21 protein-coding genes and 1 pseudogene are annotated in these 12,100 nt (G+C 38.0%); 4 read left to right on the top strand and 18 right to left on the bottom strand.

Annotated elements, in window-relative coordinates; translation table 11 throughout:
- Window positions 1–213: 213 nt before the first annotated feature.
- Window positions 214–531 carry a hypothetical protein gene (locus tag BKH46_RS08865; protein ID WP_095226479.1) on the top strand — a complete coding sequence of 106 codons (318 nt, stop codon included), beginning with the start codon at window positions 214–216 and terminating at the stop codon, window positions 529–531.
- Here BKH46_RS08865 and BKH46_RS08860 read toward each other — a convergent pair.
- Complete coding sequence (locus tag BKH46_RS08860; RefSeq protein ID WP_095226478.1) at window positions 515–787, bottom strand: hypothetical protein; 273 nt, start codon at window positions 785–787, stop codon at window positions 515–517. The two genes, BKH46_RS08865 and BKH46_RS08860, sit on opposite strands and share 17 nt — an antisense overlap.
- Window positions 788–853: 66 nt before the next feature.
- Here BKH46_RS08860 and BKH46_RS09405 point away from each other — a divergent pair, with 66 nt between their 5' ends.
- A complete protein-coding gene (locus tag BKH46_RS09405) occupies window positions 854–1,093 on the top strand; it encodes a hypothetical protein (protein WP_143428947.1) in 240 nt (79 codons plus the stop codon).
- Here the strand turns inward: BKH46_RS09405 and BKH46_RS08855 are convergent.
- Both BKH46_RS08855 and BKH46_RS09795 read right to left on the bottom strand, forming a co-directional pair.
- Entirely contained in the window at window positions 1,011–1,289 is a 279-nt protein-coding gene (locus tag BKH46_RS08855) for a hypothetical protein (protein WP_095226477.1), read from the bottom strand. The two genes, BKH46_RS09405 and BKH46_RS08855, sit on opposite strands and share 83 nt — an antisense overlap.
- On the bottom strand, window positions 1,286–1,417 hold the full coding sequence (locus BKH46_RS09795) for a hypothetical protein (protein ID WP_275542188.1): 132 nt from the start codon (window positions 1,415–1,417) through the stop codon (window positions 1,286–1,288). Before BKH46_RS09795 ends, BKH46_RS08855 begins: the two co-directional genes overlap by 4 nt.
- A gap of 288 nt (window positions 1,418–1,705) precedes the next feature.
- Between BKH46_RS09795 and BKH46_RS08850 the strand changes: the two genes are divergently transcribed.
- The gene (locus tag BKH46_RS08850; RefSeq protein ID WP_095226476.1) at window positions 1,706–2,320 is read left to right on the top strand and encodes a S24 family peptidase; all 615 of its coding nucleotides are present in this window, start codon (window positions 1,706–1,708) and stop codon (window positions 2,318–2,320) included.
- On the opposite strand, the gene BKH46_RS08845 is transcribed toward BKH46_RS08850, so the two are convergent.
- The 13 genes from BKH46_RS08845 to BKH46_RS08785 are packed head-to-tail and all read right to left on the bottom strand — an operon-like array spanning window position 2,317 to window position 11,026.
- Window positions 2,317–3,018 (bottom strand): DNA/RNA non-specific endonuclease, encoded by a 702-nt coding sequence (locus BKH46_RS08845; protein ID WP_343286604.1) that lies wholly within the window; start codon window positions 3,016–3,018, stop codon window positions 2,317–2,319. The two genes, BKH46_RS08850 and BKH46_RS08845, sit on opposite strands and share 4 nt — an antisense overlap.
- A gap of 8 nt (window positions 3,019–3,026) precedes the next feature.
- Complete coding sequence (locus BKH46_RS08840) at window positions 3,027–3,935, bottom strand: contractile injection system protein, VgrG/Pvc8 family (protein ID WP_172402613.1); 909 nt, start codon at window positions 3,933–3,935, stop codon at window positions 3,027–3,029.
- Window positions 3,919–4,155, bottom strand: coding sequence for a hypothetical protein (locus BKH46_RS08835; protein ID WP_095226474.1), 237 nt, complete (start codon window positions 4,153–4,155; stop codon window positions 3,919–3,921). The genes BKH46_RS08840 and BKH46_RS08835 overlap by 17 nt, the downstream gene beginning before the upstream one ends.
- Before the next feature lie 9 nt (window positions 4,156–4,164).
- Window positions 4,165–4,707: a hypothetical protein gene (locus tag BKH46_RS08830; protein ID WP_095226473.1), complete on the bottom strand. Its 543-nt coding sequence runs from the start codon at window positions 4,705–4,707 to the stop codon at window positions 4,165–4,167.
- Window positions 4,704–5,000: a type II toxin-antitoxin system RelE/ParE family toxin gene (locus BKH46_RS08825; RefSeq protein WP_253248341.1), complete on the bottom strand. Its 297-nt coding sequence runs from the start codon at window positions 4,998–5,000 to the stop codon at window positions 4,704–4,706. Before BKH46_RS08825 ends, BKH46_RS08830 begins: the two co-directional genes overlap by 4 nt.
- Window positions 4,960–5,178 carry a hypothetical protein gene (locus tag BKH46_RS08820; RefSeq protein WP_095226471.1) on the bottom strand — a complete coding sequence of 73 codons (219 nt, stop codon included), beginning with the start codon at window positions 5,176–5,178 and terminating at the stop codon, window positions 4,960–4,962. Before BKH46_RS08820 ends, BKH46_RS08825 begins: the two co-directional genes overlap by 41 nt.
- A 22-nt stretch (window positions 5,179–5,200) precedes the next feature.
- Window positions 5,201–5,722, bottom strand: coding sequence for a hypothetical protein (locus tag BKH46_RS08815; RefSeq protein ID WP_095226470.1), 522 nt, complete (start codon window positions 5,720–5,722; stop codon window positions 5,201–5,203).
- Window positions 5,719–5,985 (bottom strand): GPW/gp25 family protein, encoded by a 267-nt coding sequence (locus BKH46_RS08810; RefSeq protein ID WP_095226469.1) that lies wholly within the window; start codon window positions 5,983–5,985, stop codon window positions 5,719–5,721. The genes BKH46_RS08815 and BKH46_RS08810 overlap by 4 nt, the downstream gene beginning before the upstream one ends.
- Complete coding sequence (locus BKH46_RS08805; protein WP_095226468.1) at window positions 5,982–6,503, bottom strand: phage baseplate assembly protein V; 522 nt, start codon at window positions 6,501–6,503, stop codon at window positions 5,982–5,984. Before BKH46_RS08805 ends, BKH46_RS08810 begins: the two co-directional genes overlap by 4 nt.
- A gap of 10 nt (window positions 6,504–6,513) precedes the next feature.
- Window positions 6,514–6,708: a hypothetical protein gene (locus tag BKH46_RS08800; RefSeq protein ID WP_095226467.1), complete on the bottom strand. Its 195-nt coding sequence runs from the start codon at window positions 6,706–6,708 to the stop codon at window positions 6,514–6,516.
- Complete coding sequence (locus tag BKH46_RS08795; RefSeq protein WP_095226466.1) at window positions 6,705–8,417, bottom strand: terminase gpA endonuclease subunit; 1,713 nt, start codon at window positions 8,415–8,417, stop codon at window positions 6,705–6,707. Before BKH46_RS08795 ends, BKH46_RS08800 begins: the two co-directional genes overlap by 4 nt.
- Window positions 8,417–8,938, bottom strand: a complete 522-nt coding sequence (locus BKH46_RS08790) for a hypothetical protein (protein WP_095226465.1) — start codon at window positions 8,936–8,938, stop codon at window positions 8,417–8,419. Before BKH46_RS08790 ends, BKH46_RS08795 begins: the two co-directional genes overlap by 1 nt.
- A 12-nt stretch (window positions 8,939–8,950) precedes the next feature.
- Window positions 8,951–11,026: a phage tail tape measure protein gene (locus BKH46_RS08785; RefSeq protein ID WP_095226464.1), complete on the bottom strand. Its 2,076-nt coding sequence runs from the start codon at window positions 11,024–11,026 to the stop codon at window positions 8,951–8,953.
- 89 nt (window positions 11,027–11,115) lie between these two features.
- Between BKH46_RS08785 and BKH46_RS08780 the strand changes: the two genes are divergently transcribed.
- On the top strand, window positions 11,116–11,406 hold the full coding sequence (locus BKH46_RS08780; RefSeq protein WP_095226463.1) for a hypothetical protein: 291 nt from the start codon (window positions 11,116–11,118) through the stop codon (window positions 11,404–11,406).
- 135 nt (window positions 11,407–11,541) lie between these two features.
- Here BKH46_RS08780 and BKH46_RS08775 read toward each other — a convergent pair whose 3' ends face one another.
- Complete coding sequence (locus tag BKH46_RS08775) at window positions 11,542–11,802, bottom strand: phage tail assembly protein (RefSeq protein ID WP_095226462.1); 261 nt, start codon at window positions 11,800–11,802, stop codon at window positions 11,542–11,544.
- 110 nt (window positions 11,803–11,912) lie between these two features.
- A pseudogene (locus BKH46_RS09570) lies at window positions 11,913–12,100 on the bottom strand (phage tail protein); the annotation flags it as partial.

The following is a 12,100-nucleotide window of genomic DNA, read 5'->3' as shown; positions in this document are numbered from 1 at the left end:
AATCGCATAGATTTGGTTGATTGCTAAGATTATCAAGCAGATTTTGTAGGTGATGTTGATAATCTTTTCAAGCTTTCTCATTTTGTGCCTTTCGTTTGGATTTAAAACATATCTTGTATGTTTTATGAATATATTATATTATCATTTGATAATATTGTCAATAGGTAATACATAATATTTATCTGATTTATTTTTATGTAATCAAGGTGTTTAATGTGGCTAGAAATTTTAAGAATATTTGGGGCAGGGGCAGGGGCAGGATTGTTTGGCTCTATTGTATGGGTTTGCTATAGGCTCTATCTTTTAAAACAAAAAAGAAGATTGTATGCAAAAGAGCAGGCTCAAATTTTTATCAACACATATCCTGAAACAACAGAAGACATAGGATTCATTTTATATATGAATATGATTGTTGCAATTACAAACTATAATAAAAATTTTGATTTAGAAGAATTAGAAGAGTCTTTTTTAGAGAGGGGAGATTTTGAAACCTCCCGTGATATTGTTTATGGTATTATAAAAGCTCTGTAAGGCTTTGTTTTTTCTTATTTTTTGCGACCTCTCTCTCAATCTCTGATATATAGGTATTTTGAGCTTCCTTTTTATCCTTGCTCTTTTCAGTAACTTTCATAATTTTTATAAACATATCCCAATTGCATTTTTCAATCCTATTTACTTCTGAAAGTAAAAATGATATGCGCTCATTGAGTATTAAAAACAATATGACAGATACAGAAACCATACCTCCTAAAAACCCCACTAATCCCGATAATAAAATGCTATCCATTTTCACTCCTTTATTTTATCTTATGGAATCCCTATTGCTTATTTTAGAAAACAATAAGGATAAACAATGGCTATTGAATATATGTATCAAGTCAAGCAATTCACCATCAGAATTGTCAATAAAAACAATCGATGGAGAATTTATATACACAATGGGACTGATGAAGATTATTATTTATCTAGCCCATCTAAAGAATCAGCTATCGACACCCTAAATTCCCACACTACAGACTGCTTTGAGTGGGATATTGCTTATGGTCTTGAAGTGCCTGAATCAATCCACGAATGGCACATCGTGCCTCATTGAGTTGTCTTTGATACTCTTGGATTTGCTCTCTTTTTAGCTCTTTTCTTGCTTGGATACCCTCTTGAGTGTTGATATAAATCCCTGCTTCTAATAGCTCTACATACTTATCAAAGCCGATGATTTTTCTGACTATCTCTGCGTGGATAGAGCTGTTAGCTGCTAGCCTTTTTGCATACTCTCGGTCTATTGTTTTCATCGTTGTCCTTTTTTGAGTTTTTCGATTTCTTTTTTCAAATCATCGATTCTGCTATGAGTCCATAGCTCTAGCACGACCACATACGCAGTCAATAAGATGATGATAACGCCTAATAAAACATTTTCCATTTTTTACTCCTTGCTTTTGTTATAATGGCATAGACACGATTGAAAGTCTTGTATCTTTGGATACCTCCCCCATAGGGGGCTTATCCACTCAGCATTTTATAAATGCTTAAGGCTAGATAAATGATTTCAAGGGTTGCTAAAATCACTTTCAAGACTTTCATCGTGTCCTCCTTTGCTAGATTTAAAACCTCTTTATGAAGTTTTATGAGTGTATTATATAGTCATTTGACAATATTGTCAATAGATTTTGGAATTTTATTTGCTTTGCTTTTACAAAAAGGATAAAAAGTGGAATTCAATGAATTAGTGGAAGATATGAAAAAATTCTTTGGAGTTACAAGTTTAGAAAAGGTAGCAGAAAAATTAGGATATAAACAAAGTGTTGCAACAACTTGGAGAGGTCGCAAGTCATTTTCAAAAAATGCAATTTTAGAATATAATTTAATAAAATCTCAATCAGGCAAAAATCCTAGTTTCTTAACCAAAAATCCCCCCATCACTTATTATCCCAATGTTACAGCTTCTGCAGGTTATGGGATTGGTAATTTTAGCTCTGAAGCTTACCCAATTTATAATACTTCTGAATTCTTGGATGCTTTTAAAATCTTTGGCAAAAAGCTTGATGTGATTAGGGTTGATGGTGTGAGTATGGAGCCCTATATTGAAAATGGTGATTTTGCATTTATCGACAGAGAAGCAAACCCCAAAAATGGCGATATAGTCCTAGCAGTCTTTGATGATAATCTCTATATCAAGCAATATGAATCAAACCCATCAGATAATAGCATACGCCTCATTAGCAAAAACGATAAATACGCAAGCTTTAGCATTGACTCCCATCGCTTAGAAATGCTCCAAATTATCGGAGTCTTAAAAGCCACTATTAAAATCAATCGTTTTTAATCCCCCTTGCCCCCACATCTTACCTTATAACTCTCCAAACTTTCATTTTCGACCTCGTGATTTGGGAATTCATAGCATTCTTTGGTATCTTTTGTTTCTATGATTTTGACATAGGCAATTGGGATAGCGATATTGTTATGGATAAACTTGAGTTTTGACTTGTCTTTTGGGTAAATCACGATATTCAAGACCTCAGCGCTCCCCTCTGCCTTGGCTAAGGCTCTCTCTCTGTCTTCTGCCTTTTTCCATATGGTTCTGTTGATTTGTGGGTTTTGGGGTGTGATATTGCTCATTAGAAAGGTGGATTTTTGAGAATCAATCGTTGCGTTCATTGATTGGTTGGAGAGGGTATGCCCCCTGTCAAAGCCACTTTTAGTATAGTCTTGTGTTTTGGTTCTGTATTTTAAAGGGACTTGATTATCAGCTTTAAAACTTGGTCTTTTGCCGACTGCGCCTAGTTTTAAAATCCTTGCTTCTAGCCGATACGCCACTGCTTGCGTGCCTTTGTAATCAAAGTCATAGCAGTTGATGTAATAGAATTTATTCATTTTCAAATCGCAATGCTTGAAATATTTAGCAAATGGGGGGTATAGCTTGTATTGTGTATAGACCTTGTCTGTTTGGTGTGCGTTTGCAAAAAGGGCTATCTGCAAACACGCAAGGGCTATAAGGGTGATTAGTGGTGTTTTAATTTTCAAAGAAAATATTACCCTCCAAACTCCACGCTCGCACGCCACCCACTGCTATCGATATTGTGCGTGATTTTTTTAATCACATACTGCCCTGATACCTCATCATTGCCCTTGAGATTTAAAAGCGCTCCTGCATAGATAATTCTGCCTGCAAGCTCTAAAGTCCCCTTTTTTGTGTCATTTTGTAGGGCTTTATAATACCCCTCAGCTCTCTTGTAGGCTTCATCGGCGTTTTTGGCGTGGATTGTGCGCTTGAGTGTTGGCTCAGCTTGACCGATTCTTATCATTTGGGCTTGTTGGTTGTTTGGGTCGATGAATGCGACCTCAACGCTTTTATAAAATAACTTTGCATAGCTTTCAATCGATAAACTCGCACAATCCTCAGCATTGATTGTGATAGTGGGCTTTTTGTCTGATTTTTTCTCTAAAAATATCAATGTATCGTTTTTGATGGTATAGGTCAGATTGAGTTCTCTAGCTATTTTATGCAAAAATGAAGCATCAGATTGGTCGATTTGGTCGAGGTGGGTGATTTCGTGCATTCTTGCAAAGTTAATTTTAGGCGTGAGGTCGTTTTCTTTAGCGATGGATTCTATGATTTGTTGATAGCTGAGCTGATGAAAGCTTCGGCTCTTTTTTGTCCTTAGCTCTGCACTAAAATCTATGCTCGTGCATTGGATTTCATAGCTTGTTTGATAAGCATAGGCAATACTTGCAACATAAAAGCTCCCCATCTCTGTCCCATTGATACTAAAGATGATTTTATCCTTGAGTTTAGGGGTAATGCGTGGGTATAGTTTTAGCTTGAGTGTGTCGCTCTTTTCTCCTTCAAAGTCTTCATAGTTGATATGCATTATCAGATTTGAGATATCAGCCCCATTGTGTGTGATATTAAATTGTGGCGCGCTATAGACTGATGGCATATAGTCCCTCTGATTGGTCGTTTTGGCTAGGCTCTTGTGTGATAGTTGGGATTTGCACCCCATCACCTCCATCTAAAAAATCTTTTTTCAATAGCTTAGCATTTGCAAGCAAAAAGTTATCATAATCTCTTTGATTAAACGCATTAATCCCATAGGCTTTGAAATAAATCACATCTAGCCTTTCGCCCTCTGTGGCTGTGTAGGTTGTGTATTCTTGCATTTTCTCTCCTTATAACTCTAGATTTTGTAAAAAGACTTCTCTGACTCTTTTTTGCAATGGCTCTGATATTTCTTTTGTAACCTCATCAAAAGGGCGTTTAGACACGGGATACATTAGTCTTTGGGGGTCTTTTCCAAAGCCCTGATAAGCCTTTTTGCTTGGCTTGTAGCTAAATTCTGCATTGAGTGGGTGCTTTGAATTTTCTCTAATAGCGATAAACTCCCCTCCTGTGGTCTTGCTTTTGGCGATAAAATGCCCTTTGAGTTGGATAACGCTTCCTTTTTTGGGCTTGACATTGACTCCGATGACCTTTTTTCCCTCTCTTAAAAGCGATTTTTTGAAATGTTTGATGGATATGTGCGTGGATATTGCACTTAGGCTTGCTTGCAGATTAGAGGGCGTGGCTCTTGTGGCTTTGACCATTTTTCGGATTTGCTTGGTGGGTATATCTACCTCTGCTTTAATCGCCTTGACTTGCTCTCTTAGCATTGCCTTAGCTGTTTTGTTGATAGCCTTGGCTATGTGTTTGGATAGTTCTCTCTCTAGGCTCATTGGGCTTCCCATTCCCATATATTTGACTTATAAATCCCTAGAATCTCTATATTTTCAGTGATTCTATAAATCACCACAAACCCTTTAAAAACAAGCTCTCTGATATTTTCTTGATTAAAAACCCTACTTTTTCTGTGTGAATAGGGCATTTGTGGGATTTGGAATAATTTCTGTAATAATTCATTTTTAAAATTGATGGCATTTTGTGGGCTGTGCGTGGCAATGAAAGCTAAAATACTCTCTAGGTCTGTTTTAAATCTTTCTGTTTTGATGACTTGCATTGATGGCTTCATTGAATTCCTCCCACTCCAAAGGGGTCAATTTTTCTTTTCCATTGTCGATATTTTCCATTATCTCTAAAATCTCATCTTTTGGGCTTTTGTAACTGACCTTATCTTTTGGCAATTGTGATAATTGTTGCAAAAAAGCTCCAAAATAATCATCTTGAATTTTAATTATTATTTCCTTCATTTTCACTCCTCTTTTTTCTCCATTATACCCTCTTTTCTTGCTCTTGTTGGGCTTGCTTTTCTCTCTCTTTAGCCTTTTTCTCTTTTTCTGCAATCTCTATGGCTTGTTGTGTGTAGATTTGGGGGTCTTTGAGTTCTTTGAGTGTGTTTTCTATCTCCTTACTCAAGGCTTCAAATATCACATTTTCAATAGCAAAGCGCCTTTTTAGTGCGTGTGGTATCCCATAGAGTTTATTACTGATAGTAATGGCAATGTCCTCTAGCTCTTTTGCGACCTTTTCTATGGGGATTAGCTTGCCTATTTTTTCAGATAACATCACCTCCTTTAACTTCGCATCAGCAATATCCTTGCGTGTGCGTGCTTGCTTGCCATCTGTAGTGGTGGTTTCATTAGCAATTTTATAGCAGATATAAGCTTGCATATTTTGGCTTGCGTCCCATTGGTTTTTATCAATCTTGCTTAAAATCTCATTTTTCTCTAAGTTGTAAATATGCCTTTCTGTGAGTCCTAAAAGCTCTCCTAGCTCCTTTGTGCTGACTATCATAGCGTTACCTTATGAGTTGTGTTGATGGTGAGGGTGAGGTGATTGTCTTCAGTGCTAATTTGCAAGTCCTCGACCTTTAATCTTGGCTCATAGAGCGCTATTTGCTCTCTGATTTCATCTTCTAGCATTAAAATCATCTCTTGAGTCATTGCCTTATCGACCACCTCATAACTAAGCCCAAAGTTTGGATTTAGGGGGATTGTGTATTTTTTTGTCTTGAATATCCGATTTAGATTTTCTTCAATACTGAGTTTATATTTCATAATATCGCCTTTACTTTACTAGAGCCTTGAGCGTGGGGCGCACCTGTGAAAGGGCAGATACATTGCGTGGTTACGACCCCTCCTCCTCCAATCCCTCCTAGATTGATATTATCTCCCTTGACCTCTGCGTTTTTGCACTCGATTTTCACCTCATCACTCTTGATATTTGCCTCTTTGCAGACAATCGTGATTTTGCCTTGAGATTCAATGCTTAAGGTATGCTCTTGTGTGTCATAGCTTAGAATTGTCCCATCGCTGTATTCTATCCTCTCTTGATTTTCCCCCTTGCTTGAGATAGGGCGTGGGATAGAGCCTAAGGCAAGGTAAAGCCCTGAGTCTAAAAAATGAAAAATCACGCACATTTCTCCCTTTTTAGGGGGGATAAAATGGCTCTTAAATGCGTTACTTAAAGCTAGATAAGGGATAAAATCAGTCTTTGCTCCTAGAATATCCACGCTGACTTGATTCCCCTTGACCTCTATAATGGGTGCTAGATAAATTTTAGTTTCTCCAAACATTGCTAATCCTTTAACTGATTTTGCCCGTGCCACTTTGGGCTGAGGCTGTGCCTGTGGTGGTTACGATGATTTGACTTTGGGTGATGATATGATTGATGATTTCAGTGCTTAAAACTTCAATCAAGGCTTCATTTTCTTTTGTGCGCTGAAATCCCTTTGCTAACAGGGCGTTTTTGATTTGTTCGCTTAAAATTTGGGGGTTCATTTGTTTCCTTTCATTGTGATTTGGTCTAGTTTTTTAATCTTTGCTCCTAGGAGATTCAACACACCAATATCTAAAGCCTCATTGCGTTCTCTGATTTTTTCCCATCGGATAATGGGGTAGCCCTTGTCATTTTTGGTCTTGATGAGCTTTTCGCTTGTGAGCTGATAGAAATATTCTAAATTGTAGTTTTGATTGAAATGCATATAGCCTGCGCCAAATGTTTTGGTTTGGAGTAGCTTGAAAAGCTCTGATTTGCCCTTATAAGTCCCTACTGAAAATACCCATACGCCCTTTTTAATTTGCTTGGGCTTGTTTAGAAAGTCCTTTTTAGCCTCTGATTCACTCGCTCCTTTTGTAGCCACAAACCTCCCACGCCCCATTTTGACAAACTGATAAACCTTTTCAGTCTCAAACCCACTATCCACAAGCACGATAGAAGCATAAAGTCTTCTGCCTGAGATGGTTGAAAATATCGTTTTGGTGGCTAAAAACGCATCATCCCATACCTTAGGTAGCTTTGTATCCCCTTGCAAAATCCTATAATCAATCCCCCACGATTCAAACCCACTCCCCCAACCTTTAAATTCCATTTCAATTCTGTCATTTTGAATATCAAGTGCACAAGTCACAAACAGCACAGAATCAGGCAGTGTTGTGGGCGTGTAATTCTCTCTCCTTGCATAGAGTTCATTTTCTTCAAACTTCACGCTTGGAGGTTCAAAGCTCTCTGCTTTAATCGTGTTTGTGAATACTTGAAACTTCTGCAAGTTGTCTTTAGACTCTAAAAAGTCCTTGACTATGTCTTTGAGTGTGAAAAATGGTGAATAAAGGGCATTGAGATAAAAGCCTACCTTTTGTTTGCTTGGGTCTTGGGCTATCCACTTGCCCTCTAAGACTGCATTATTCTTTTCACTCTCACTCCAAAGCCCCCCACACTCCACGCACGCATAACGCACGCTTGATAAATCGTGATTGCCCTCTGTGTCTTGCTCCCATTTGATATTTTCAAAGCTTAAAACTTGAGAATACCCACAAAAGGGGCAAGGGATAAAATAGCGCCTCTTATCAGAGCTTTCAAACTCACGCTCAATCATTGAATGCCCTTTGATAGTGGGCGTGGATACTTTGATAATCTTTCTGTCATAAAATGTATTCGTTCTTTTTTGGGCTAAGTCAATGCTATGCCCCTCTTTTGTATTCTCACATCTATCGACCTCATCAACGATTAGCACCTTAATGGGCTTACTTGAAAGCTTGCTTGGAGAGTTTGAGCCAACGAGTGCGAGGTTGCCTCCTTTGAAATTCTTGATTAAAATCGTGTTATTGGCTTCTCTGTCATTGATGAGCGCGCCTAGTTCCTTGCAATCCCTAAACATCGGAGAAAGTCTGCGTTTAGAGTAGTCCTCTGCCATATCTTCAGAGGGCAATAAAAAGAGTATAGGGCTTGGGTCTTGATGGATATAATAGCCGATTGTGTTATTTAAAATCTCTGATTTACCTAACTGCGCGCCCCACATCAGCACGACCTCTGAAATATCAGGGTTAGAGATAGCGTTCATCGGCTCTATTTGATAACTCAAAGCCTCAAACCTCCCAAACATTGCAGAGCTCTCCTTTGAAAGCACACGATAAGTATTGCTCCATTGTGTGAGGTTGAGTCTTGGCTTGATAAAAATTGACTTTGCAAAATGCTCACTCAACACGCCCATCAGATAACCACTCCCTCAATGCTTAGTTCCTTGATAAAATAAGTTACGCCTCTCTCTTTTGTTTGCACCCATTGCCTTTTACTCTCGCCTAGTCTTTGTATGAGTATCTTTTGAGATGGGGCATTTAAGATTTGAAGACTTAGAGGTTTTGCCTTTTTGCATAATGCCTTAAATCCCTCATAGTCTTGGATATTTTGGGCTAGTATGCTTGCTTGTATGCTGATTGTTTCTTCATTACCTCCGATTTTTTGATAAATGGGAGTTTTAATCGTTTCAATCTTTTTAATGCCAATGCTGAGACTTGTAGCGATTGTTTCGATATTTTGAGAAACTTTGAATAGATATTTGTCAATTTTAATGAGCGTGTCTTGGGTTTTGATATTCTTGTATCTCTCTAAAGGGTCTTTTAGCTCCTCTTTTGGGGCGTTCTCTAGTTCTTTTTGCTTTTGTTTTTGCTTCTCTAGCTCCCTTTTTAACTCCTCTTTTTCATCTTTATATGGGTCTGTGAATATGTTTTTCATTTATCAATCCTCCTAAAAATCATCATCATAGCTATAGTCATTGATAGCATTTGCTATAGCTTGGGGGTGGGCGTTGGTGTTGATAGTGATTGTTTTATAATCATTGATTTGCCTTGAGTTGTCGTTATTGGCTACTTGAGAGAGTAGCTTTTGTTGGTTTGTGTTGCGATTAGCTAGCGTGGAGTCAATGAGTCCTGCTTGGAGCGTTGGGCTTGGGCTTGTGTTTGGCGTGATTGTGAGTTGTGGGCTTGTGAGTCCTAAAAAGTCTGTGAGCTTGCCGATAGAATCAAATATGCTATTAAAACCATTTGAAAACCAATCAAAAATACCCTTAAACCACTCAAATATAGGGCTTAGACTCTCTTTGATATTTTCCCATATCCCTATGAGCTTGGGTTCAATCTCCTCCCAATGGCTCACAACATAGCTAAGGGCTACCCCCAACCCCACGATTAAAGCCCCAATACCTGTAGAAATTAATGCCCCCTTGATACTCCACATTGATATTTTAAACACATTAGCAAACAAGCCCACGCCCAAAGAAGCGATTTTAAAGCTTGAGTTGAGAGCAAACATTGAAGCCTTGAGTGCAAAATTCCACGCTATAGTAAGCTTTGAGAGGGTGTTTTGGAGAGCAAGTTTGATATTAAGCCCCATAACGCTAGTATAAAGTATTCTTAATTGAGCGCCAAGTGGGTAAGTAGCCAAAGTCAAAAGAGAGCTTGCAACCTTTACTCCTAAAAATAATGTTTTTAGTCCCACGAGCAAAAAGCTCACACCTGCAATACCCACGCCCAACCATTGATGTTCTTTGAGTAAGCCACTCAAAGCAGAGCTAATATCTCTAATCACTTCAAATAAAGGCTTTAGTATCGGAATAAACCCATCACCAATCGATACCCCCAAATCCATAAAAGAATTTTTGAGTTGCAACACCACATCCCCAAACCCATCACCTGCAGCTCTATCCACTGCTCTCTGCAAAGCCCCTGCAGAGTCTTTGGTAGAATCTAGGGCTTTTTCAAAGGCTTGCACGCCATCTTTTGCAGCGTGGATATTATTTGCCATTTTCTTACCAAATAGCTCTGAAATCACTCCAAACTGCTCGCTTGAATCTAGGTCTTTGATGGAATATAAAAGTTGCTTGATAGCTTCTTGTGGGCTTGCTTGCATATCTTCTTTGAGTATCTCTGCTTCAATGCCTAGCTTGCCTAAGGCTTGCTTGAATCCATCTGTAGCATTATCGATATTATTGAGTTCTGTGAAAAATTTATTAATCCCTCCACTTGCCTCTGAAACCTCTAGCCCTGTGTTTAAAAATGCTGTGCTTAGAGCTAAGGCTTCTTTAGAGCTAAGACCAAAAGCCCTAGCCCCTGCTAGTGTTGCGTTTGTAACTTGCATAATCTCTTTAGCACTCTCCCCTGTGCTTTGAGCCATAAAAGCTAAATCATCACCTAGTTTTTTGACCCCTTGATTATCAAGGTTAAAAGCCTTAGCAAGGGCATCAGTAAAGCCGACTGCTTCATCTTGAGATACCCCTAAGGCGATTTTAAAGTCAATGACATTTTGCGTGAAACCCTTTAACTGCGCTTTGGGTGTGCCAAGTTGTGCTGAGAGTTCAGAGATTTTAAGAATATCAGCTAAGCCCATACCATTGCTTTTACCCAAATCAAACATATCCTTTTTAAAGCCCTCTAGCTCTTTGTGTGAAAAGTTAGAGAATTTATTGATTTCATTGATGGCAGTGTTAAAATCTAGAGCTGTATGCACGGGGGCTGATATGAGTCCTTTGAAAGAAACAAAAGTTCCGATGATTTGTCCTTTAAGATCCCATAAATCCTGATTAGCTTTTTGTAGATTAAGATTTAATTCTGCTCTAGTGGCTTCCTTTATCTTACTTTTCAGAATATTGATTTCTGCAGTAGGCATATTGTTTTTTAATCCTATCCTCAGTCCCTTGGTGGCTTCTTCAATGGATTTTTTGAGATTGAGTCCTAAGTCTAGTTTTGTAGCTTTAGTAACTCTGCTGATGGCTTTATTTAAGTCTTCAAGATTGGCTTTAATATCTAGTGTGATAGATGAGTTCATAGGGTTCCTTTGATTAAAAATTGATTGATGGGGTTGATTTTTTTACAATGAGTGGCTAGAATTGAGTAAAAGTTAATAGGGATATAACAATGTTTAAATATATGGGTGAATTTATTAGAATTTCTATCAATATTTTTACTTTTATTTGCTTGTATTTGCCTTTGGTTTTTATCTTCTCTTGGATACCACTTGCTCCCTTTTCTCTTGATATTGCAGGTTATAGTGCAGGGATTGGCGTGATGGGTGTGATTATCGGTTATCCTTTGTGGTTTATGGCTATACACTTTTTGATATTCTTGATAGTGCCTTGGGGTGTGGATTATGATTGGAGTCCAATGGATAGCATTTATATCAAACGCACCCCTGCTTATTATATTTAGCACCCTATAACCCACTCTTTGCCTCCAGTATCTTTTTAGAAATCTTTATATAGTCTTCAAACTCACTCCACTGCATATTTTCAATGTCCCCTAATGTAAAATTGAGAGTATGCCCAATAAGGGCAATACCCTCTCTTAGGGCTTTGGGTCAATTGCTAAAAAATCAGATATGACTCCACAGAGTCTTTTAAACTCACTCACAGGCAGATAATTAATCGAATCAATGTCTAAATCCCCATCACTCATATCCACTAAAAGATATTTAGCAATTTCAATATCATCTTTGGATTTATTTTGAGCTGATTTCATTTGCAGTAGTGTTGGTTCTTTTAAAGTCAATTCTTGCCCATCTCTAAAGGTAAAAATCTTGTCTTGAGTATTGATTTTAAATGCCATTGTATGTCCTTTTATTATTTTTATTGGGATTTTTCAAATCCTAAGACCACTACAGAGGGTAAAACCCTCTTTCGTTCCTAAAGCTCTTGCCCTTTATCCTTTCGCTCCTTTTATGTGATATTTTTTCTAATAGGGAAGTATTGGTCGATTCCATTGATGGCAAAAATAGAGTTTGTAACATCATAGACTATGAGGGGTATTTTTTCTTTTTGGTATGTGAAAAGATACACTGCCATAGATAGCGACATTTCAACTTCTTTATTCATCTCAAAATTAGGGAATTGCAGGATTTTAGGCG

This window comes from Helicobacter sp. 12S02634-8 (assembly GCF_002272865.1).
Classification (GTDB): domain Bacteria; phylum Campylobacterota; class Campylobacteria; order Campylobacterales; family Helicobacteraceae; genus Helicobacter_J.
Note: the sequence above shows the minus strand (reverse complement) of the source record. Positions and strands in the feature narration are given on the sequence as shown.